The 21122-nt window shown below is 65.1% G+C and carries 20 protein-coding genes, 1 pseudogene and 2 riboswitches; of the genes and pseudogenes, 15 read left to right on the top strand and 6 right to left on the bottom strand.

Features of this window, described 5'->3' with window-relative positions; all coding sequences use genetic code 11:
• On the top strand, positions 1-558 hold a 558-nt coding region (locus tag AC5RWX_RS20455; RefSeq protein ID WP_494098147.1), incomplete at its 5' end, for a GOLPH3/VPS74 family protein.
• Positions 559-562: 4 nt separating this feature from the next.
• Here AC5RWX_RS20455 and AC5RWX_RS20450 read toward each other — a convergent pair.
• The 3 genes from AC5RWX_RS20450 to AC5RWX_RS20440 all read right to left on the bottom strand — a co-directional run bounded on the left by AC5RWX_RS20450 (position 563) and on the right by AC5RWX_RS20440 (position 3585).
• Positions 563-1669 carry a spore photoproduct lyase family protein gene (locus AC5RWX_RS20450; protein WP_494098146.1) on the bottom strand — a complete coding sequence of 369 codons (1107 nt, stop codon included), beginning with the start codon at positions 1667-1669 and terminating at the stop codon, positions 563-565.
• A gap of 109 nt (positions 1670-1778) precedes the next feature.
• Positions 1779-3161: a dihydrolipoyl dehydrogenase family protein gene (locus AC5RWX_RS20445; protein WP_494098145.1), complete on the bottom strand. Its 1383-nt coding sequence runs from the start codon at positions 3159-3161 to the stop codon at positions 1779-1781.
• A 64-nt stretch (positions 3162-3225) separates the two neighbouring features.
• Entirely contained in the window at positions 3226-3585 is a 360-nt protein-coding gene (locus AC5RWX_RS20440) for a VOC family protein (protein WP_494098144.1), read from the bottom strand.
• Between the two features lie 79 nt (positions 3586-3664).
• On the opposite strand from AC5RWX_RS20440, the gene AC5RWX_RS20435 reads away from it, so the two are divergent.
• The 6 genes from AC5RWX_RS20435 (at position 3665) to AC5RWX_RS20410 (ending at position 11639) form a co-directional block, all read left to right on the top strand.
• On the top strand, positions 3665-3991 hold the full coding sequence (locus AC5RWX_RS20435; protein ID WP_494098143.1) for a hypothetical protein: 327 nt from the start codon (positions 3665-3667) through the stop codon (positions 3989-3991).
• Between the two features lie 118 nt (positions 3992-4109).
• A riboswitch (glycine riboswitch) is annotated at positions 4110-4207 on the top strand.
• 1 nt (position 4208) lies between these two features.
• Positions 4209-4315: riboswitch (glycine riboswitch) on the top strand.
• A 52-nt stretch (positions 4316-4367) separates the two neighbouring features.
• A complete protein-coding gene (gene gcvP / locus AC5RWX_RS20430) occupies positions 4368-7232 on the top strand; it encodes an aminomethyl-transferring glycine dehydrogenase (protein WP_494098142.1) in 2865 nt (954 codons plus the stop codon).
• Positions 7233-7241: 9 nt separating this feature from the next.
• Positions 7242-8390 carry a glycine cleavage system aminomethyltransferase GcvT gene (gene gcvT / locus AC5RWX_RS20425; protein ID WP_494098141.1) on the top strand — a complete coding sequence of 383 codons (1149 nt, stop codon included), beginning with the start codon at positions 7242-7244 and terminating at the stop codon, positions 8388-8390.
• A gap of 58 nt (positions 8391-8448) precedes the next feature.
• The gene (gcvH, locus tag AC5RWX_RS20420; RefSeq protein ID WP_494098140.1) at positions 8449-8832 is read left to right on the top strand and encodes a glycine cleavage system protein GcvH; all 384 of its coding nucleotides are present in this window, start codon (positions 8449-8451) and stop codon (positions 8830-8832) included.
• Positions 8829-10157, top strand: coding sequence for a serine hydroxymethyltransferase (glyA, locus tag AC5RWX_RS20415; protein WP_494098139.1), 1329 nt, complete (start codon positions 8829-8831; stop codon positions 10155-10157). Before gcvH ends, glyA begins: the two co-directional genes overlap by 4 nt.
• Before the next feature lie 54 nt (positions 10158-10211).
• Positions 10212-11639 carry an L-serine ammonia-lyase gene (locus AC5RWX_RS20410; protein ID WP_494098138.1) on the top strand — a complete coding sequence of 476 codons (1428 nt, stop codon included), beginning with the start codon at positions 10212-10214 and terminating at the stop codon, positions 11637-11639.
• Between the two features lie 36 nt (positions 11640-11675).
• Here the strand turns inward: AC5RWX_RS20410 and AC5RWX_RS20405 are convergent.
• Positions 11676-11834 (bottom strand): annotated as a pseudogene (locus AC5RWX_RS20405) (tryptophan-rich sensory protein); the annotation flags it as partial.
• Between the two features lie 163 nt (positions 11835-11997).
• On the opposite strand from AC5RWX_RS20405, the gene AC5RWX_RS20400 reads away from it, so the two are divergent.
• The 3 genes from AC5RWX_RS20400 to AC5RWX_RS20390 all read left to right on the top strand — a co-directional run bounded on the left by AC5RWX_RS20400 (position 11998) and on the right by AC5RWX_RS20390 (position 16018).
• The gene (locus tag AC5RWX_RS20400) at positions 11998-13071 is read left to right on the top strand and encodes a lipid II:glycine glycyltransferase FemX (RefSeq protein WP_494098137.1); all 1074 of its coding nucleotides are present in this window, start codon (positions 11998-12000) and stop codon (positions 13069-13071) included.
• A 105-nt stretch (positions 13072-13176) separates the two neighbouring features.
• Positions 13177-14493: a peptidoglycan bridge formation glycyltransferase FemA/FemB family protein gene (locus tag AC5RWX_RS20395; protein WP_494098136.1), complete on the top strand. Its 1317-nt coding sequence runs from the start codon at positions 13177-13179 to the stop codon at positions 14491-14493.
• Positions 14494-14530: 37 nt separating this feature from the next.
• Positions 14531-16018, top strand: coding sequence for a threonine/serine exporter family protein (locus AC5RWX_RS20390; protein WP_494098135.1), 1488 nt, complete (start codon positions 14531-14533; stop codon positions 16016-16018).
• Positions 16019-16095: 77 nt separating this feature from the next.
• Here AC5RWX_RS20390 and AC5RWX_RS20385 read toward each other — a convergent pair whose 3' ends face one another.
• Positions 16096-16935 (bottom strand): siderophore-interacting protein, encoded by an 840-nt coding sequence (locus AC5RWX_RS20385; protein ID WP_494098134.1) that lies wholly within the window; start codon positions 16933-16935, stop codon positions 16096-16098.
• A gap of 9 nt (positions 16936-16944) precedes the next feature.
• Positions 16945-17721 (bottom strand): uracil-DNA glycosylase, encoded by a 777-nt coding sequence (locus tag AC5RWX_RS20380; RefSeq protein WP_494098133.1) that lies wholly within the window; start codon positions 17719-17721, stop codon positions 16945-16947.
• 127 nt (positions 17722-17848) lie between these two features.
• Here AC5RWX_RS20380 and AC5RWX_RS20375 point away from each other — a divergent pair, with 127 nt between their 5' ends.
• The 5 genes from AC5RWX_RS20375 to AC5RWX_RS20355 all read left to right on the top strand — a co-directional run.
• Positions 17849-18178: a DUF3263 domain-containing protein gene (locus AC5RWX_RS20375; protein WP_494098132.1), complete on the top strand. Its 330-nt coding sequence runs from the start codon at positions 17849-17851 to the stop codon at positions 18176-18178.
• Positions 18179-18227: 49 nt separating this feature from the next.
• Positions 18228-18896: a LytR C-terminal domain-containing protein gene (locus AC5RWX_RS20370; RefSeq protein ID WP_494098131.1), complete on the top strand. Its 669-nt coding sequence runs from the start codon at positions 18228-18230 to the stop codon at positions 18894-18896.
• A gap of 180 nt (positions 18897-19076) precedes the next feature.
• The gene (locus AC5RWX_RS20365; protein WP_494098130.1) at positions 19077-19283 is read left to right on the top strand and encodes a cold-shock protein; all 207 of its coding nucleotides are present in this window, start codon (positions 19077-19079) and stop codon (positions 19281-19283) included.
• Between the two features lie 5 nt (positions 19284-19288).
• Positions 19289-20536 carry an ABC transporter substrate-binding protein gene (locus tag AC5RWX_RS20360; protein ID WP_494098148.1) on the top strand — a complete coding sequence of 416 codons (1248 nt, stop codon included), beginning with the start codon at positions 19289-19291 and terminating at the stop codon, positions 20534-20536.
• Positions 20537-20818: 282 nt separating this feature from the next.
• Positions 20819-21122: TCP-1/cpn60 chaperonin family protein (locus AC5RWX_RS20355; protein ID WP_494098129.1), on the top strand; the 304-nt coding region annotated here is incomplete at its 3' end.

Here is a 21122-nt window from a genome sequence, read left to right as displayed (position 1 = left end):
CAGCATGAGCTGGAACTCATTCGCAGCAAGTCCCGTCCCCACACTCCTAAGTGGTGGGTGTCGGTACTGGAAAGCCGCGCCAAGGTTTTGCGAGTCTACGAGGGGCTGGTGTCGCTGGGCATCGTGGAACATGTCGGTGAAAAGCACCTGGGCCGGTTCCGGGCCGTGCGGTACCCGGAGAAGGACCATGCTCCGGAGGCGGCGCTCCTGAAAAAGATCCAGGCGGCACTCAGCGGTTCACCGTCGGACCTCGAGGCGCCGGATACCACGGCAACCGACGCCGGGGCGCCTGATGAAGAGCCGGCGGATGCCATGCCGACCGGGACCGCAGCGCCTGAAGCCAAGCCAACCGCAGCCAAGCCCGGTTCCAAGGCGCCCGACGCCAGGACCATAGTGCTGATCGCCCTGCTTCAGGCATCCGGACTGCTCGGAAAGCTCTTCCCGGAGGCAGACAGAATCCGGGCAAGTGAGCTCTCGAAGGACTACTGGCCGTCCCGCGCAGTGGAGGATGAGCTGCGCCTGATCAGGCTGGCCGAGGAAGAAGCCGCTACCCTGTGACGAATCAGGTCCAGTAAAGGAGACGGGCAGCCGGCAGGCGCCGCTCCAGTTCCTCCGTAAACCACTCGCGCATTTCCGTCATGGTCTGCTTTGGGTACACGTACTTCACGCCGCCAAATTTCGATCGCTTCTGGCTCCGCGAATCCTCGTCCATCTCAAGCTTCGTTTGGGGATACCAGCCCAGCAGCACCTCCTTGCTGGCGGGGGTGAAGCGGTGCGTGATGAGCTCAGCCGTGAGATCGAGGTCGTCGATGCCGGCCACCGCCTCGGAGACGTCGTCCAGCAGCGCGCCGTACTGCTCCTGCCAGTCGGGTACGGGCATGATGGGGGCGATCGTCAGGCCCACCCGGTAGCCGGCCGCCGCAACCGCGCGGAGGGCCCCGAGACGGGCAGGCATCCGGGCGGTTCCACCCTCGAAGCGGTTCGCCACCTCGGCGGCATTCACCGAGAACCTGATGCGCGTCCTCCGCCCGTGATCGAGGGTCACCAGCTCGCCGACGTCGTCGAACTTGGTGGTGAACCGCAACTGGACGTCGTCGCCGAACTCGCCCGCTCCGACGCGGGAGATCGCGGCGGCGAGCGAGCCGGTCACGGTCTCGATGCCGAGCGGGTCGGTGTAGCACGACAGCTCGAACGTCGTGCCCTCATGCCCGCGCTCAAGGGTCCCGCGGGTGACGGAACCCCTGCCCGCATGGGTGCGTATCCCGTCGAGCACATCGTCGATATTGGCGTAGGCGCGTGTCACGGGAGGCCCCTGCAGTGACCCGGCCAGGTAGCAGTACTGGCAATGGGCGGGGCAGCCCTTGGCCAGGTCGATCCGCCAGTCGGCGCTCGGCGGGATCGGCTGCGGCTTGAGGGCGCTCGGAGGGGCGACCACAACCGCAAGCGTGTTCTTCGCGGACGCGTATGTCTCGCGGTCGGTGGTTCCGCGCAGACCGGTCAGCGCGTTTCCCGGCAAGAACCGGATGTCATCGACGCCCGCACGCTCGCAACGCCTGATGATTTCTGCTGTGTGGGGCAGGTCCGCCGCGGCCCGCGTGATCAGCACGTGTTTGGGGACCCATAAACGGGTGGGAGAGATAGTGGTCAGGTTCGATTCCTGAAGAGTCATCATTGCCTTTAACAACAACCAGGAACGCCCGAATGTTCCACTATCTGCCCCAGTATCACCTCGAGGACGACGCTTGAGTGCACTGAATGCTACGAAGATTCCAGTCCGGTCACCAGGAGTCTTTCCTTGCTCCCCGCATCACCTGCCGTGCTGCGTGCCCGATTATTGAGCTGTACGTTGGGTAGGCGAACTTCACGCGTGCGAGGGTGGCTACGTCTGTGCCGGCTGCCATCGCGGACGCAACCGCCTGGATGACCTCCACAGCATTCTCGCCAACCGCGTGAGCACCGAGTATCAGCTCACGGTGCCGGTCGGTGACCAGCTTCAGGAAGCCTTGCTCCCGGTCATCAATGATGGGACGCTCCACTGATCCATAGGGAACGACGACGACGGCGCACTCCGCGTCGCGTTCCCTCGCCTTCGCCTCGGTGAGGCCTACGCCGGCATAGTCCGGGTCCGTGAATCCGCCCTCAGGCAGCAGGTGGTGCGGCGTGGTGCGGTGCGCTCCCAGGACGGCATTCTCTGCGGCAGTCTCACCCTCGAAGACCGCAGCCTGCACCAGCATGGACGTTCCGTTCGCGTCTCCAGCAACAAAGATGTGCGGAACATTGGAGCGAAGGTAGTTATCCACCGGGATGGCTCCTCTCCCAGTGGCGACGCCGGCCGCTTCCAAGCCAAGGCCGGCGATGTTCGCGGGCCAGCCGACAGCCATGATCACTGTACCCACCTGTGCCGAGTGCGCGCCGTCCTCGCCATGCCAGCGGATCCTAAGGCCGCCGTCGTGCTCCTCAATGCCGTCCACACCACGAATGCCGACGTTCACGTGCACGCCCCGGGAGCGGAAACCTTCCGTGACCGCCATGGAGACGTCGTCATCCTCAGTGGTGAGGATGCGCGGTGCGAGGTCCAAAAGGGTAACCTGCGATCCAAGGGCATCGAAGATCGTAGCCAGCTGCGCCCCGGTGTGCCCGCCGCCAATGATGGCGACGGAGCCGGGAAGTTCAGGAAGGTCCAATACTTCGTGAGGAAGTGCGGCGTGGTCGGCGCCCGGGATAGGGAGCCTCCGTGCACTGCCGCCTACGCACAGGATGATGGAAGCGGCGGTGACCACTCGTCCGTCAATCGACACTTCCTGCGGCCCGGTAAACTTCGCCTCCCCTTCAAGGAAGGTGATCTGCAGTTGTCGCATAGTGCCGCTGTACGCCTTGGCATCCAGCACGCGGTCTACGGTTGCGCGGACCCGGCGGACCAGTTGCGGCCAGTCCACCGCAGGCTCGTGCACCACAATCCCGTAGTCCCGGGCAGTGCGCACTTCCCGGTACAGCCGGGCCGTTTTCGCCAGCACACGCGTGGGCACACAACCCGAGTTTACGCACGTGCCGCCCAACCGGGCACGCTCGACGACGGCGGTGCGTGCCCCCAGCTCCGCTGCCCGTGTTGCTGCGGCCATGCCCGCCGGCCCGGCGCCGATCACCAGCACATCAAAATCCATAACGGCCTCCCTGGCACCATCCTGCCCCATGGGTAGGCATTGCGTCAGGGTCACATAGGAACTGCTACTGCTGGCTTTGGTCAATAACGCAGAAGCGGTTCCCGTCCGGATCGGCGAGCACCACGAAGTCGGAGTCCTCCGGATACAGGTCCCAGCCGACCCTCTGGGCACCGAGCGAGATCAGACGTTCCACCTCTGCTGCCTGATCGTCCGCATACAAATCCATGTGGATGCGGGGGTGGTCCTGCACGGGCGTTTGGCTCAGCATGAGTGCCAACTGCGCTCCCGGGCCTGACGCCGGCACGAGAATTACCCAGCTCTCATCGCCGGGCTCACGGGGGACGTAGCCGAGGGCGGCGTGCCAAAAAGCTGTAGCGTGGGCGACGTCATTGACGCCAAGAACGGTGCTGCCGATGGTCAACATCCGCCCAGCCTAGTCACCGACGCCGTCGTCTGTCCCGGGCTGCGGGGCAGCTATTGGCAGCACCGCTACACTCGCCTCCATGGGGGAAAACAACACACCTGACGCACATAAAACGCCGAAACTTGCCCGCCTCCGCGAAGCCGTCCTGCCGATAGCGGCCCTCGCCGTGGTGCTGGTGGGGTGCTTCGTCGCGTGGAACAACAGCCGGAATGTCAGCTTTGGCTGGTTCGCCTACGCGCCGCTGAGCAACGAGCCCTTCAGCGGAAGCGGCTTGGCATTCGTTACGCCAGGGACGCGGGCAGGCCTGGCAATCGCCGTCGCGGGTTTGCTCGTCCTGGCATTCTGGGCCGGGTACCGCATCGGCACAAAAGCCAGCACCAAGAACCCCCGACCTGTCCTCAGGTGAGGGCATGACGGCGGCTCCTCCCGCCGTCGTGATCCCGCCTGCAAAGCGGACCGTTTTGCATCCGGCCCCCTAACCCGGTATGGTGTGAGCCGTGTCACCCACCAGTGACGCGTGCTTATGATCTGCGGCGGGAGAGTCCTGCCGGTACGTTCTGCAGGCGCCGTAGGAGCAAATCCTCCCCAGGAATCTCTCAGGCCCACGTACCGCCGCGGCAAGGCAACTCTGGAAAGCAGTCCGGGCAACCGGGCTCACCGACGGTGCAAGTGGCGTCCTGCCGGCAGCAGGGCAACGCAAAACTCTCAGGTCCAATACAGAGCGGGGAGGAACCCGAATCAACGTGGTGCTTAGGCACCATCTGAATTATGGAGTTCCTCTCATGACGGTTCATTCGTCCCCAACCACCTTCGCGGACCGCCATATCGGCGCGCGCCGCCAGTCCGATGTCGACACGATGCTGAAGGCCGTCGGCTACGACAGCCTCGATGGCCTCGTCGACAGCGCGGTCCCCGATTCCATCCGCCAGGACAAGCCCCTCACCCTCGAGGCCGCCCTGAGCGAAGTCCAGGTCCTCGCCGAGTTGCGCAAGCTTGCCGGCAAGAACAAAATTGCCGTGCAGATGATCGGCCAGGGCTACCACGACACCGTGACCCCGCCGGTGATCCGCCGCAACATCCTCGAAGCCCCTGCCTGGTACACCGCGTACACCCCGTACCAGCCGGAAATCTCGCAGGGCCGGCTCGAAGCGCTGCTGAACTTCCAGACCATGGTCCAGGACCTCACCGCGCTCCCGGTGGCCAACGCGTCCCTGCTCGACGAAGCCACCGCCGTCGCCGAAGCCGTGCTGCTGATGCGCCGCGCCAACAAGTCCAAGACCGCCAGGGACGGCAAGACCGTCCTCGACGCCGACCTCCTCCCGCAGACCATCGCCATCGTGCTTGGCCGCGCCGAAGCCCTCGGCTTCGAGGTGGAGATCGCCGACCTCACCAACGGACTGTCCGGCGGCGACATCAACGGCGTCGTTCTCCAGCAGCCCGGCGTCTCCGGCCGGGTCTGGGACCAGTCCGCAATCATCGCTGAGGCAAAAAACCGCGGCGCCCTGGTCACCGTCGCCGCCGACCTCCTGGCCCTCACCCTCATCACCCCGCCGGGCGAGCAGGGCGCGGACATCGCCGTCGGCTCCACCCAGCGCTTTGGCGTGCCGCTGTTCTTTGGGGGACCGCACGCCGCCTACATGGCCGTCCGCCAGGGCATGGAACGCACCCTCCCGGGCCGCATCGTGGGCGTTTCCAAGGACGACGCCGGTGTCCCCGCCTACCGCCTGGCCCTGCAGACCCGCGAGCAGCACATCCGCCGCGAGAAGGCCACCTCCAACATCTGCACCGCGCAGGCCCTGCTCGCCATCGTCTCGTCCTTCTACGCCGTCTACCACGGCCCCGACGGCCTGAAGGCGATCGCCGAAGCCGTCCACAACAACGCCCGTGCCTTGGCCACCACGCTGAGGATCGCAGGCCGTGAACTGGTGTCCGACACCTTCTTCGACACCCTCACCGTCCGCGTGCCCGGCAAGGCTGCGAAGGTCATCACTGCCGCCGAAGCAGGCGGCATCAACCTGCGCCTCATCGATGCGGACACAGTTGGCGTGTCAGTTGATGAAACCACGACGCCGGAGGTTCTCTCCGCGGTGGCCGTCGCCTTTGGTGCCGGTCCGGTTGTTGAGGCTGCCGGGTTTGGGCTGCCGGAGTCCGTGCTGCGCAGCTCCACGTATCTGCAGCACCCGGTGTTCAACACCCACCGGTCCGAAACCCAGCTGCTGCGCTACATCCGCCGCCTCTCGGACCGGGATCTCGCGCTGGACCGCACCATGATTCCCCTCGGCTCCTGCACGATGAAGCTGAATGCCACGGCCGAGATGGAAGCCATTTCCTGGCCGGAGTTCGCCTCGATCCACCCCTTCGCTCCTGACTCCCAGACCGAGGGCTGGCGCGAACTCATTGCCGGCCTGGAATCCGACCTCGCCGAAATCACCGGCTACGACCAGGTGTCCATCCAGCCCAACGCCGGTTCCCAGGGCGAACTCGCAGGTTTGCTGGCGATCCGCGGCTACCACCACTCCCGCGGCGACCAGCAGCGCAACGTCTGCCTGATCCCGGCCTCCGCTCACGGCACCAACGCCGCGTCCGCAGTCCTCGCAGGCATGAAGGTGGTTGTGGTGGCCACCGCCGCTGACGGCACCATCGACCACGCCGACCTTCAGGCCAAGATCGAGGCCCACAAGGACGTCCTCTCGGCCATCATGATCACCTACCCGTCCACTCACGGGGTGTACGACTCGGATGTGCGCGAGGTCTGTGATGCCATCCACGCTGCCGGCGGACAGGTGTACGTGGACGGCGCGAACCTGAACGCCCTCGTCGGTTTGGCACAGCCGGGCAAGTTCGGCGGCGACGTGTCCCACCTGAACCTGCACAAGACATTCTGCATCCCGCACGGGGGCGGTGGACCCGGCGTCGGACCTGTTGCTGCGAAGGCGCACCTCGCGCCGTTTATGCCGGGAGACGCCAACAAGGCCGCACAAGATTCTGGCCCTGCCGGACAAAAAGGCGTGGCGATCTCCGCTTCCCGCTTCGGTTCGGCCGGCGTGCTGCCGATTTCGTGGGCGTACGTGAAGCTCATGGGCGGAAAGGGCCTCACCGAGGCGACCAGGTCCGCACTCCTGGCTGCGAACTACGTTGCCGCACGGCTCGATGAGCACTTTCCGGTTCTTTACACGGGGGAGAGCGGCCTGGTGGCGCACGAGTGCATCCTGGACCTGCGCGACCTGACCGCCAAGACCGGCGTCACCGCCGAGGACGTGGCCAAGCGCCTCATCGACTTCGGCTTCCACGCCCCCACGCTGTCCTTCCCGGTGGCGGGCACCCTGATGGTGGAGCCCACCGAGTCCGAGGACCTCGCGGAGATCGACCGCTTCATCGAAGCCATGATCACCATCCGCCAGGAAATCGACCAGGTAGCCGCCGGCGACTTCACGGTGGAGAAGTCCCCGCTGCGCAACGCACCCCACACGGCAGCCGCCGTCGTCTCCTCCGACTGGAACCGTTCCTACCCGCGCGAGCAAGCCGCCTTCCCGGTGGCTTCGCTCCGGCAGGACAAGTACTTCCCACCCGTGGGCCGCATCGACGGCGCGGCAGGCGACCGGAACCTGATTTGCTCCTGCCCTCCGCTTTCCGAGTTCGAGAACTAAGGAATTCCGATGACTGAGAACTACACCGCGCTGTACGAGCAGCACAAGATCGCCAGTGCGTCCTTCACCGACTTCGGCGGCTGGCAGATGCCCCTGAAGTACAGCTCGGAACTGGCCGAGCACCACGCGGTGCGCAACGCCGCCGGCCTGTTCGACCTCTCCCACATGGGTGAAGTCTGGGTCACCGGCCCCGAAGCCGGGGCTTTCCTGGATTACGCCCTGACCGGCAAGCTGTCTGCGGTGGCCGTGGGCAAGGCCAAGTACTCGCTGATCTGCCAGGAGGACGGCGGCATCATCGACGACCTCATCACGTACCGCCTGGGGGAAGAGAAGTACTTGGTGGTTCCCAATGCCGGCAACGCTGCGGTGGTTGGCGCAGCACTGGCCGGGCGGGCTGCCTCCTTCGACGTGACCGTGAACGACGTCTCCGCCGAGACCTCGCTGATCGCCGTGCAGGGACCGAACGCCGAGGCCATCCTGCTCCAGCTTGTCCCTGTGGAGCAGCACTCGGTGGTGACGGAGCTGAAGTACTACGCGGCTGTGGAAGTGGGGATTACCGTGAACGGAACTGTCCAGGAACTGCTGCTCGCCCGGACCGGGTACACCGGCGAGGACGGCTTCGAGATCTACATTCCCAACGAGGACGCTGCCGGTCTGTGGGATGCCCTGCTGGACGTTGGCGCCGGCCACGGGCTCATCCCCGCAGGCCTGGCATGCCGGGACTCGCTCCGCCTGGAAGCCGGCATGCCGCTCTACGGCAATGAGCTTTCCCGCGAGGGCAACCCTTACGCCGCAGGCCTGGGGCCCGTGGTATCGCTCAAGAAGGAGTCGGACTTCGTCGGCAGGGCCGTGCTGGCTGAGCTCAAGGCGCTGGGCGCCGGCTCCACTTCCGGCCGGAAGCTGGTGGGCCTGAAGGGCTTGGGCCGCCGCGCCGGACGCAGCCACTACCCGGTCCTGAAGGACGGCAACGTCGTCGGCGAGGTGACCTCCGGGCAGCCGAGCCCCACCCTGGGCTACCCGATCGCCCTGGCTTACGTCGACGTCGAGCACTCAGCACCCGGAACCGCCCTGGACATCGACCTCCGCGGCAAGGCAGAACCCTTCGAAGTTGTAGACCTCCCGTTCTATAAGCGCCAGAAGTTACGCTCTCTCACTTGATGCGCAGATTCCCCCAACGCTCTCTCGCTTTTCACACACCAGATTGAAGGAAATACACATGGCAAAAGTTGTTGCTGAACTGAAGTACTCCGCCGAGCACGAGTGGGTTGCAGCTGACGGATCCGGCCCCACGAACATCGGTATCTCGGCCGTAGCCACGGAGGCCCTGGGCGATATCGTCTACGTGGACCTGCCCGAGGTTGGTTCCACCGTGACCGCGGGGGAGACCTGCGGCGAGGTCGAATCCACCAAGTCTGTCTCCGACCTCTACGCGCCCGTCAGCGGCGAAGTGGTGGAAATCAACGACGAAGTGGTCTCCGACCCCGCCCTGATCAACAACGATCCCTACGGCGCCGGCTGGCTGTTCAAGGTAGCCGTCACCGAAGAAGGCCCCCTGATGTCCGCTGAAGAGTACGCGGCAGCCAACGGCGGCGAGCTGTGAGCGGCACGGGCATAACCACCACTGCGGCCTTCGAGCAGGTAGTCTCCCCGTCCCTGGACGCTGACCTGTCCGCGCTGGACCCCGAGATCGCCGCAAAGATCGACGACGAACTCACCCGCCAGCGCGACGGCCTGGAGATGATCGCCTCCGAGAACCACACCGCCGTCGCCGTGATGCAGGCGCAGGGCTCGGTGCTGACCAACAAGTACGCCGAGGGCTACCCGGGCAAGCGCTATTACGGCGGCTGTGAGCACGTGGACGTCATCGAGCAGCTCGCCATTGACCGCATCAGGGCACTGTTCGGCGCGGAGTTCGCCAACGTGCAACCGCACTCCGGTGCGCAGGCCAACGCCTCGGTGATGCACGCGCTGATCAAGCCCGGCGACACCATCATGGGCCTGAACCTGGCCCACGGCGGCCACCTTACGCACGGCATGAAAATCAACTTCTCCGGAAAGCTCTACAACGTGGTCCCATACGGCGTCCGCGAGGACACCCACACCGTGGACATGGCCGAAGTGGAGCGCCTGGCGCAGGAGACCAAGCCCGCGCTGATCGTGGCCGGCTGGTCCGCCTACGCCCGCCAGCTGGACTTCGCTGAGTTCCGCCGGATCGCCGACGCCGTGGGCGCCTACCTCATGGTGGACATGGCGCACTTCGCCGGGCTCGTAGCCGCCGGGCTGCACCCTTCGCCGGTGCCGCACGCGCACGTCACCACGTCCACCACGCACAAGACCCTCGCCGGTCCGCGCGGTGGAATCATCCTGACGAACGACGCCGGCATCGCCAAGAAGATCAACTCGGCTGTGTTTCCCGGCCAGCAGGGCGGCCCGCTGGAACACGTCATTGCGGGCAAGGCCGTGGCATTCAAGATCGCCGCATCCGCCGAGTTCAAGGAACGCCAGGAACGCGTCCTCACCGGTGCCCGGATCCTGGCCGATCGCCTGGTCCAGCCCGATGTCACCGCCAAGGGCATCAGCGTGATCTCCGGCGGCACCGACGTGCACCTGGTCCTCGTTGACCTGCGCAACTGCGAGCTCGACGGGCAGCAGGCCGAGGACCGCCTCGCGGCTATCGACATCACGGTCAACCGCAACGCCGTCCCGTTCGACCCCCGCCCGCCGATGGTCACTTCCGGCCTCCGGATCGGCACGCCGGCGCTCGCCACGCGCGGCTTCGGTGAGGCTGCCTTCCGGGAGGTTGCGGACATCATCGCCGAGGCTTTGACGGCCGACGCCGGTGCGGACCTTTCCGGGCTGCGCCACCGCGTGGAGGCACTCGCCAAAGCCCACCCGCTCTACCCGGGCGTAGCAAACCTCAGCTGACCTCCGGAGTTTTTGTCCAACTCCGCACCACCAATCCAGTTAGGAACCACGCGCATGGCAGTTGGCGTATTTGATCTGTTTAGTATCGGGATCGGGCCTTCAAGTTCGCATACTGTGGGGCCGATGCGGGCTGCCGCCGTTTTCGCGGAGGAGTTGAAGGCTTCCGGCGTGCTGGCTGAGGTGGCGTCGCTGCGGGTGGACCTGTATGGGTCGCTTGCGGCGACGGGGCATGGTCATGGGACCATGACGGCTGTCCTGCTGGGGTTGGAGGGGTTTCATCCGGAGTTGATCCTGCCGGATGAGGTGGAGGAACGCCTGGCGGCGATCGCCGAGTCCGGGACGTTGCAGTTGGCGGGTGCTGTTCCGCTGCCATATGGGGTGAAGGACATGGTGCTGCGGCCGCTGACGATCCTGCCGCGGCACACCAACGGGATGACGTTCGCGGTTTCCGACGCCGACGGCAAGGTCCTGCACAGTGCCACGTTCTTTTCGGTGGGCGGCGGGTTCATTGTCCGCGAGGGTGAGGAGGACGCGGCGCAGCAGGAGCTGGAGGAGTCCAAGAAGGAGCTGCCCCTGCCCTTCCGGACGGCCGCGGAGCTGCTGGAGCACTGCCGGGATACCGGCCTTAGCATCAGTGAGGTGATGCGGGTCAACGAGGAAGACAGCCGCACTCCTGAGGAAATCCGGGAGGGTTTGCTCCATATCTACTCGGTCATGGAGGGCTGCGTAGCTGCCAGCTTGAAACGCGAGGGTGTGCTGCCGGGCGGGCTGAAGGTCCGCCGTCGTGCCCCTGGCTGGTACGACCGGCTCAAGAAGGAAAGTTCCCGGCCTGATGGTGAAGGCCAGGATGAGGACTTCCACGATCCGAAGTATTGGCAGGAGTGGGTTAACTTGATCGCCCTTGCCGTGAACGAGGAGAACGCCTCCGGGGGCCGGGTGGTCACCGCGCCGACGAACGGTGCTGCCGGGATCATCCCGGCGGTGCTGTATTACGCGCTGCATTTTGCGCCGGGGATGGAGAACGCCAGCCAGGAGGACCGCGATGATGTGGTGGTGAAGTTCCTGCTCGCCGCCGCGGCTGTCGGGGTGCTGTACAAGGAGCAGGCCTCGATCTCGGGTGCTGAGGTGGGCTGCCAGGGTGAGGTGGGTTCGGCGTCGTCGATGGCCGCCGCCGGCCTGGCGGAGGTGATGGGCGGGACCGCGGCGCAGGTGGAAAACGCCGCTGAGATCGCGATGGAGCACAACCTGGGCCTGACGTGTGATCCGATCGGCGGGCTGGTGCAGGTCCCTTGTATCGAGCGCAACGCGATCGCTGCTGCCAAGGCGATCAACGCCGCGAAGATGGCGCTCTGGGGTGACGGGTCCCACCGGGTGTCGCTGGACGAGGTCATCGTGACCATGCGCGAGACCGGCAAGGACATGAGCTCCAAATACAAGGAAACGGCGATGGGCGGCCTCGCCGTCAACGTGGCTGTCTGCTGACGGTGGTGCGTGCCCACATCGACGTGGCGCGCGCCGTCAGTTATGGATGGCAGCCCACCCGTTGAGCGTGGCTGCGAACGCCAGTTGGGTGATTACGGCAGCAGGAGCAGTCCGCCTTACCAGCCGGGCTGCAGCCGCCATCGCCGAGTGCAGGATGGTCCGGACGGGCCCGAAGACAGTGTTGGGCGGCGACCAGGGGGCCTTGTCCGCTTAAGCATCTCCGGCAGGGTCGGCAGGAGGGCTTTGGCCCGCCACGCTGGAAAGCCCGCACCCCGCCAGGCTTTAGACTTGAGGCTGCATGTCCGCACGCAGCCACGAGTACAGAACCGCGCACAACCCCTGATTGGACACGGCCCCCTTGCGAGAATTCACCGCACGTTTTGCCACCGCCGAGGAAATTGAAAACTGGGACAAGCACGTCACGGCCAACCCGAACGGCGGCAACATGCTGCAGTCCGCGGCATACGCGTCGGTAAAGAACGGCACTGGCTGGAAGGTCAGGTTCCTGGTGCTGGAAAGCTCCGGCACCGCCAGCTACAACCTGGTGCTTGAAAAGAGGTTCCCGGTGCTTGGCCGGCTCTGGTACCTCATCAAGGGCCCCGACCTCGCCGACGCCAGGGACCTGAAGCCGGCCCTTCAAGCCTGCGCGGACTTGGCCCGCGCCAGGAAGCTCAACGTCTTCAGCATCAAGATCGAACCGGACATCGTGGACTCGGCCGATGCCCAGGCACAGCTGTCTGACGCCGGCCTGGTCAAGGCCCCTAATATCCAGTCCAACGACTCCACCGCCCTGCTGGACATCTCGGGACCGGAGGAAGAGGTCTTCAAGGCCATTTCCTCCCGGGCACGCAACGCCATCCGACGCGCTGAGCGGGAAGGCTGCGAAGTGCTCCGTAAGGAACACGGCCCGGAAACCTACCGGGCACTCTACGATCTGATGGCGGACACCGTCAGCGCCAAGGGTTCGATGCCCCTGCGCAGCTATGAGTACTACGCCGCGTTCTGGGACGAGTTCTGCAACCGCGGACAGGGCAACTTCTTCTTTGTTTACGAGGACGGCAAACCCAGCGTGGGTGCGTTCGTGATCAACTACGGAGCCAAAGCCACGTACAAGGACGGCGGTTCCACCCAGAACCGCAAGCAGTACGGCGACTCGCACCTGGTCCAGTGGGCAGCCATCCGGCGCATGCAGGAACTGGGTTGTACCGAGTACGACTTCTGCGGCACGCCGCCCTCCGCGCGGATCAAGGACAAGAGCCACAACCTGTACGGCATGGGCATGTTCAAAACCAGCTTCACCAAAACGGTTACCGATTTCGTAGGCTGCCACGACTACGTTCTGGTTCCCCTAAGGCACCGTTTGTGGGTCAAAGGCGCCGAAAGGGTCTTCCGCCGGATCGAAACCGCCCGGAGCGGTCAGCAGTTCTACTGACCTGAAACGCCCGGACCAGCCGCTGCACCGGCCGGCCGGCCCCCTGCCCGTCATTGCCCTGCGCCTGCCACTGCCAGGATGCACAACAGCGAATGAGGAACTCCCTTGAACCCAGTCACCACCGGTACCGACCTTGAATTTGCCCTCCTTAGCGACGCTGACTTCGAGGCTTTTGCCCTGAAGCACCCGCAAAACAGCTTTCTCCAGTCCGTTGACTTCGCGGCGTTCCAGCGTGCCCGCGGCCAGCAGGTGGAGCTATTCGGTGTTCGCCGCCATGGCGAACTGGTGGCTGCCGGGAAATTGAACTACACCACCACCCGCCTGGGCTACACCGTGTGCGAATGCGCCAAGGGACCCCTGATGGACTACACGGACGCTGACCTGGTGCGCGCCGTCGTCGGACTCCTCCGCCAACGCGCCGCGGAACGCAAGGCCGCAGAGCTGCGGATTTCGCCCAACCTCAAGTACATGGCCCGCGACGCCGACGGCGCGGAACACCCCGAAGTTGAGGACAACCGCGGGCTGGTGGCGCGGCTTTCGGGACTGGGATTCCAGCACCAGGGACTGGACATGAACTTCGTCAACGTGAACTGGATGTTCATCAAAAGCCTTGCAGGCGTAAGCAATGCCGAAGAACTGATCATGGGCACCAGCTACCGGACACGCAAGGCCATCCGCAAAGCAGAGAAAAACGGCGTCTTCCTCGAACAGGCCACGCTGGAAACCCTGGACGATTTCTACGGGGCCTTGAGCAAGGCCGGGGATGAAAAGGGCTTCGTCTACCGTGAACGTGCCTACTACGAGCACCTGCTCCGGACCACCTCCCCAGAGTTCACCAAGCTCATGATGGCCAAGATCGATATCCCGGCATACCGGAAATCCATCACCGAGCGGCTGGAGGCGGAAGCGGCGACGGCCGCGGAGCTGCGCCGCGAAGTGGAAGAAACCGGGAGCAAGAAAAAGGCGAACCGGCTCAAAGTGGTCCAGGACCTCGTGGACAGCTATGAACGGAGCCTTAAGGACATTGAGCGGTTCCCCGACTCGGTGGGAGTCGCCACCGTGGCCGCGATCCACTTTGTCTGCTACGGGGACGAGGTGGTCTGCGTCATCGGCGGCACCGTGCAGGACTACATCTACTTCAACGGCGCCACCTCCCTGTACTGGGGCATGATGCTCCACGCACTGGAGAAGGGGTACCCTCGGTACAACTTCTACGGAACATTCGGCATCTCCGGCCAGGATGAGGAAGGCCACGGCGGGTATGAGTTCAAAAAGGGCTTCGGCGGAGAGGTGGTCCAGCTGGTGGGTGACTTCGTGATGCCGGTCCGGCCCGCCGTCTTCCACGCCAACAGGCTGGCGCGCGCGGCAGCGGCCGCTGCCCGAACCCTGCTCGGCAGGCTGCCCCTGAAGCGTTCCGCCTGAAAGACCAACCACGGCACCGCACCGGGAGGAGGCAACCATGACTGACCGGCCCGAACGTCCCGGGCGCAGGCGGCACTCGGACGGCCTGCCCAAAACAGAGCCGCTGACCCCTGCCCAGGTCCGGCAGAACGCTGCAGCCAAAAGAATGCTGCGGCGCCTGGTGCAGGGTGAAAACCCGCCCACGGCGCCGATGAGCATCGTGGACCGGCTGACGGGGAGTCCGTACGCCAACCCCATGATCCAGGTGGGCGGGGTTGACACTTCTGCCCGTAAAACCCTCGACTTCGCCCTGCACCTGGCCGAAACCATGTTCCGTTACGGAGCCGGTGCGCTGGAGGTGGAAACGAGCATCATCGCCGTGACCGCTGCGCTGGGCCTGAAGAACATTGAAGTGGACATCACCAACCAGTCCGTCGGCATCAACTATGCGCCCAAGGACCAGACGCCCATTTCGCTGCTGCGGGTGGTGCGTTCCTGGACCAACAATTACGCCGGCCTGGCCAAGGTGCACCAGCTCGTGACAGACATTGTGGCCGGGGGAGTAGGCCGTGACGAGGCGATCCGCCGGCTTGATGAGGCCATCACCAGCCCCAAGCCATTTCCGCGCTGGATGGTAACCGTGGCCTTCGGTACGTTCGCGGCCGTCTTTGTGGGAGTCCTGGGCGGCGGACCGGTGTCCTCAGCCATCGCCTTCGTGGCCAATATCGGTATCAGCCTGCTGGCCCGCCAACTGGGCCGCTGGCGCGTCCCGGACTTCTTCATCACCGCCAGCTGCTCCTTCGTGGTGACACAGCTGGCACTGGTGCTCTGGCAGTTCGGGCTGACAACATCCCCGGCCATCGTGGTGGTGGGCGGCATCCTGCTGCTCCTGCCGACAGGACGCCTCGTCTCGTCGGTGCAGGACGCCATCAACGGCTTCCCGGTGACGGCAGCAGGACGGTTCCTGTCCACGCTGCTGACCTTCGGCGCCATCGTTGCTGGCATCGCCGTCGCCTTCGTTGTGGGTGAGCTGACCGGGATGCAGCGCATCGATGTCACCCAAACGTTCCCGCCGGCCTACGATCTGTGGGTCCTGGTGATCTTCGTGGCGGTGGCCGTGATGGCCATAGGCATCACCGAACAAACCAGCTGGCAGCTCCTGCTGCCAACAGCAGCTGTGGGAGTGGCGGGCTACCTCGTCCTGCTCGCTGCCGGACAGCTCGGCGTGGGCGACCGGTTTTCACCCGCCCTGGCCGCCGTGGTCATCGGCCTGTTGGCGCGTGTGGTCGCCCTTCGAATGGGGGCGCCGCAGCTGGTGGTTGCCGTGCCCGCAGCCTTGATCCTGCTGCCCGGCCTGACCATCTTCCGGTCCATGTATGTGCTCACCATCGAGGAGTCCGAGATCCTGCTCGGCGCTGGCGGGATGCTCAACGCCGGTGCCATCGTGCTGGGTACAGCGGGCGGAATCGTCCTGGGTGACACCCTTGCCAGGCCGCTGACGCGCAGCCTGGCGAGCAATGAGCGGCGGCGCGCCCGCCGCCGCTGACGCCGGGACAGGGGCATGGTGACCAGCGCCCGCCAGGTCTGCCCAGCCCGGACCTGTCCGGGCTAACTCTGATGTGGCTAGATCTGTCCCACAGGCAGTTTTTTCTCGGCTTGGAACACATCTTCCACGCGGCCCTTGGCCCAGTAACCCGAGAGGGAGACCTGGCTGCGTTCCAGGCCCCGCTGATCGAAAAGGATCCCGCGCAGGGCCTTCATGTAGCCGCGCTCGCCATGGACGAAAACGTCCACCCGGCCCGCGGGCCATTCGGCGTTTGCCATGGCCTGCACCAGGAGGTCGCTCTCGCCTGCAGGGACGCCATTGCGGGCAAGCCATTGGATTTTCACTCCGGCGGGGGCTGCGATGGACTGGATGTCGGCGTCGGAGTCCACCTCCACAAAGGCCAAGCCTTCCGCTTCCGCCGGCAGGGACTCCAGGCATGCAGCAATCGCGGGCAGCGCCGCCTCGTCGCCGGCGTAGAGGTACCAGTCCGCATCCGGTGCCGGATTGTAGGCGCCTCCGGGGCCAGTGAAGGTGAGGATGTCGCCCGGCTGCGCCTTGGCTGCCCAGGGGCCTGCCAGGCCTTCATCACCATGGACCACAAAATCGATGGCGAGTTCGCGAGCGGCAGGGTCCACCCAGCGGATGGTGTAGGTCCGGGTGAAGGGCCACTGTTCCCGGGGCATGGTTTCCCGGATGCTCCACAGATCCAGGGGGAAAGGATACTCCACTTCCGGCTGGGGGAAAACGATCTTGACGTAGCGGTCCACGTAACCGTTGTCCACGAAGTCCGCGAAGCCGTCCCCGCCGGCCACGATCCGGACCATATGCGGAGAAAGCTGTTCCCTGCGCAGCACGGAGAGGTTGATCTGCGGACGGCTTTTCTTGCTGGCGCTGGTAGCGGCGGGAAGGGTGTTCATAAGGCAAGCCTAAGCTAGGGGTGCTGCGGGGAGCTCCCAGGTTACGCCCAGGGCACCCTGCTCCATCAGGAGTTCGTTGACCCGGCTGAAGGGCCGGGACCCAAAAAAGCCACGGGAAGCGGACAGCGGGCTGGGGTGGGCGCTCGCCACGGCAGGAACCCCGGCCAGGAGGGGGCGGACGCTCTCGGCGTCCTTTCCCCACAACACGGCAACCAGCGGCATCCGGGACCCATTCGTGTCCCGCCGGTGGGCGACCGCGGAGACTGCCGCCGTCGTAATTTTCTCCCAGCCCTTGCCGCGGTGCGAGCCGGCGGATCCCGCCCGCACCGTCATCACGCGGTTAAGGAGCAGCACACCCTGGTCGGCCCATGCGGAAAGGTCACCATGGGTCCTGGCCGGCAACCCGAGGTCAGATTCCAGCTCCCGGTAGATGTTCGCCAGGCTCCGGGGGATGGGCCGGGTGTGCGGATCCACGGAAAAGGACAATCCGACTGCGTGCCCCGGCGTCGGGTAAGGATCCTGGCCCACAATCAGGACCTTCACGTCGTCGAGGGGCTGCTGGAAGGCCCGCAGGACGTTCGACGGCGCCGGCAGCACGTGGTGCCCGGCTGCCAGATCGTCCGCGAGGAAGGTGAGCACCTCCCGAAGTTCTTTTTCGACGTCCGCCAGGGCAGCAGCCCAGTCGGGGGCCATGAGCTCGTCCAGCGGGCGCCGCGCCAACTCGGCGAAGCCGGCTCCCTGCGGCGGTTCCCGTTCGAGTTCGAACAGGGCATCTGATTTAAACACGGTCCCATTCTTGCAGGGCAACCCTCAGGAGGCGCAGGCGTGACCTCCGCAGCCGCAAATGACAATGCTGTTATTCGTCCGTAGCATGGGGGTCAGACATTTTTCGTAACCAGCTAAGGAGTACGCCGTGGCGGAACCAGCCCGGGAGCACCTGCCGGAGCAGGAAACCCGGCAGTCCCTCCTGGCCGACTTCAAGCTCCGGGAGTCGCCGCTCAGCGAGCGTGACCAGCAGATGCTTGCCCTGGAGCGGCAGTGGTGGAAGTACGCCGGTGCCAAGGAACAGGCCATCCGGGAGCTTTTCGACCTCTCCGCAACCCACTACTACCAGCTGCTCAACGCACTGATCGACACCGAGGATGCTCTGGCCCACGACCCCATGCTGGTCAAGCGATTGCGTAGACTACGTACGTCGCGTCACCGTGCACGTACCGCACGGCGCCTGGGGTCCGACGCGTAAGACTCTCACGCTGAGCATTCAGCAGCAATCAACAAGGAATATGTCGTCCATGACCAAATACGCCCGCGATGAATTCGACAAGGTCCCTGAGACTGCGTCGCGACAAGGTGTCCACCGCACGGCTTCCGCCCCGTCACGGGTACGGCTTTGGCCCATCCTGGCGGTGGGCATGGCCGCGCTGGCCATTGGACTGGTGTCCTTCCTGATCCTTCCCAAGCTCGGTTTCGGTGCGCCCGGCAGCCAGGCTGCTTCGAGCCAGGAGGCATCCCCGCTGGCCGCCACCGGTTCCACACCCTCTGCCACTCCGGACGTTTCTCCGGAACCCTCTGCAGAGGCATCGCCCCCTGCGTCCAGTGAGCCGGAATCCAGCGCCGACGCCGAGCCGGAACCAAGCGCCGAGGCCGAGCCGGAACCAAGCGCTCCAGACCCGGCCCCCGTGTTTATCGACAAGACGCAAAGCGTCGCCATCTACAACGCGGCCGGGGCGGCAGGACTCGCCGGCCGTGTTGGCGGGATGGTCCAGGCGGACGGTTGGACGTTGGGACAAGTGGGCAACTGGGCAGGCCCGCCGCAGCAGGCCTCGGTCATCTTCTACCAGGGGGCAGACCAGTTGCCCAACGCACAGGCCCTTGCGGCGCTTCTTGGTATTCCCACCGTGGTCAACAGCACCGGTTTCCAGGTACCGCTGGTTGTGGTGCTGGGTCCCGGTTACCGGTAAGCAGTGTGCCGCCAGGCTGCGCCCTGTTGCAGTGGTCACGCCTCAGTAAAATTTGGGGACCGGCCAAACCAACCCCGCGCCACCGGCGCTGAATTGGCTAGAGTAATTTTTCAGGGCCGGTTCGGGCCGGTCGGCACACAGCGGCGTGGGCGCCCGGAAACATCGGAAAGAGTGGTCAGCATGGCACTGGGAACCGTCAAATGGTTCAACGCTGAAAAGGGCTACGGCTTCATCACCGTTGACAGCTCGGGCGATGACATTTTTGTCCACTGGTCCGCTATCCAGGGTGAAGGTTACCGGGCCCTCGATGAGGGCCAGCGCGTGGAACTCGAAGTTGGCGAAGGTGAGAAGGGCCCGCAGGCAGAGAGCGTCCGGCCGGCCGGGTGAACCAGCTGATCCACCGTCCTGGACTCGTCCGCCGGGCGCTCTTCTCGGCTGCCGCCTGGTCCACCCTGGCTCTGACCGCCTGTACCGGCGTCACCGGCAATGCGCGGGTGGAATCCGCAGAGGCTTCCGGCGACGGTACCCTGCGCGTGGGCCTGATCCTGGACAACACCGGCCCCAACGCCTTTCTCAACGCCCCGCAACTGGCCGCCGCGAAGCTCGCCGTGCAGGAGATCAACGCCGCCGGCGGACACAAAGGCAGGCCGGTGGAGCTTCTTCCCACCAACACTGGGCAGGACGCTGCATTGCAGGCCCAGGCGCTGGTTGCCGCAAAAGCCGACGTCGTCATCGGCCCCACGGATTCAAGCCGTGCCGCAGAGGCCATCGACGTCCTCTCCCGTGCCCGGACTCCCCTCATCTCACCAGCCAACACCGCCTCCGGGCTGAGCAGTATCAGCAGCGGCGGCTATTACTTTCGAACTGCGCCGGCCGACGTCGCCCAGGGTCCGGTCCTGGTGAAGCTCGCGAAAGACGCCGGCGCCACGTCTATCGCGGTGATGTACCAGGAGGGCTCCTATGGCAAGGACCTTTCGGCTGCCGTCGCCGCTTCTGCGGAACAGGCGGATGTGGACGTGGTGGCCAATGCCGCGTTTACGGCGGGTGACGCCGGCAGTGCGGCCGATGCTGCCGGAAAAGCTGACCCCGGCGCCGTCTTTGTCATTGCCCGCGATGGTGCCCAGGGCGCGCTGGCCGAACTGGCCAATTCCGGAGTTGACGGGAAGTGGCTCATTCTCAGTGACGGCGCCTTCGGCCGTTACGGTTCAGGGGTGGCAGCCGGATACCTGGGCGGCGCCCGCGCGGTGGTTCCCGGACAGCTTCCTGATGCCGATTTCCAGGCAAGGCTCCTGACGGTGGACCCGGGCCTGAAGGACGTATCGTTCGCCGCCGAGACCTACGACGCCGTAACGCTTGCTGCCTTGGCCGCCGCGAGGGCACAGGACGACGCCGGCCGGTCTGTTGCCGCCAACCTGATCGCTGTTTCGGGAGAATCAGCGGGGGATGCGTGCCTGTCCTACAAGGACTGCTTGGCACAGTTGAAGGCCGGGCCTGACGTAAATTACGACGGCGAGTCCGGGCCGGTTGCCTTCGACGCCAACGGAGATGTCACCACGGCCACCTTCACCATCTTCACGTACGGCGCCGACAACAACCCCTCCTTGAGTGGCCTTGAGACTGCGGGGCGGGCTTCGAACTGAACCCCCCTGCCTCTGGCGGCGGCACCGTTTTTCGTCGTCTTTCGCTTGCACTCTCACGTGTGGAGTGCTAATTATTGAGTTAGCACTCTGACGTACCGACTGCTAAAGCAAAGCTGGTTCCGGCCCGCGGCGCGCGGCACCGGTCGAGGAGCGAAGAAACACCTAACTGGAGTGAGATCCGCACCCGGAGGCATACAGAGGCCAACGGCGAAGGATCGTCCGTCGCGGGCACTGCAGCGAAGGTTCATTCTTAACGACTGTCCCGAAAGGACTATTGCCGTTATGGCCAAGATCATTGCATTTGATGAAGAGGCACGCCGCGGCCTTGAGCGGGGCCTGAACATCCTCGCCGACGCCGTTAAGGTCACCCTCGGCCCGCGTGGACGCAACGTCGTCCTCGAAAAGAAGTGGGGCGCCCCCACGATCACCAACGATGGTGTTTCCATCGCCAAAGAGATCGAGCTGGACGATCCCTACGAGAAGATCGGCGCCGAGCTGGTCAAGGAAGTTGCCAAGAAGACGGATGACGTCGCTGGCGACGGCACCACCACGGCTACCGTGCTGGCACAGGCACTGGTAAAGGAAG

The sequence above is a fragment of the Arthrobacter sp. SPT-J7 genome, assembly GCF_059089965.1.
Note: the sequence above shows the minus strand (reverse complement) of the source record. Positions and strands in the feature narration are given on the sequence as shown.

Coding starts and splice junctions, on each gene's coding strand:
- AC5RWX_RS20450 (WP_494098146.1), bottom strand. CDS start 1,669: ATGACTCTTCAGGAATCGAACCTGACCACTATCTCTCCCACCCGTTTA.
- AC5RWX_RS20445 (WP_494098145.1), bottom strand. CDS start 3,161: ATGGATTTTGATGTGCTGGTGATCGGCGCCGGGCCGGCGGGCATGGCC.
- AC5RWX_RS20440 (WP_494098144.1), bottom strand. CDS start 3,585: ATGTTGACCATCGGCAGCACCGTTCTTGGCGTCAATGACGTCGCCCAC.
- AC5RWX_RS20435 (WP_494098143.1), top strand. CDS start 3,665: ATGGGGGAAAACAACACACCTGACGCACATAAAACGCCGAAACTTGCC.
- gcvP (WP_494098142.1), top strand. CDS start 4,368: ATGACGGTTCATTCGTCCCCAACCACCTTCGCGGACCGCCATATCGGC.
- gcvT (WP_494098141.1), top strand. CDS start 7,242: ATGACTGAGAACTACACCGCGCTGTACGAGCAGCACAAGATCGCCAGT.
- gcvH (WP_494098140.1), top strand. CDS start 8,449: ATGGCAAAAGTTGTTGCTGAACTGAAGTACTCCGCCGAGCACGAGTGG.
- AC5RWX_RS20410 (WP_494098138.1), top strand. CDS start 10,212: ATGGCAGTTGGCGTATTTGATCTGTTTAGTATCGGGATCGGGCCTTCA.
- AC5RWX_RS20390 (WP_494098135.1), top strand. CDS start 14,531: ATGACTGACCGGCCCGAACGTCCCGGGCGCAGGCGGCACTCGGACGGC.
- AC5RWX_RS20385 (WP_494098134.1), bottom strand. CDS start 16,935: ATGAACACCCTTCCCGCCGCTACCAGCGCCAGCAAGAAAAGCCGTCCG.
- AC5RWX_RS20370 (WP_494098131.1), top strand. CDS start 18,228: ATGACCAAATACGCCCGCGATGAATTCGACAAGGTCCCTGAGACTGCG.
- AC5RWX_RS20365 (WP_494098130.1), top strand. CDS start 19,077: ATGGCACTGGGAACCGTCAAATGGTTCAACGCTGAAAAGGGCTACGGC.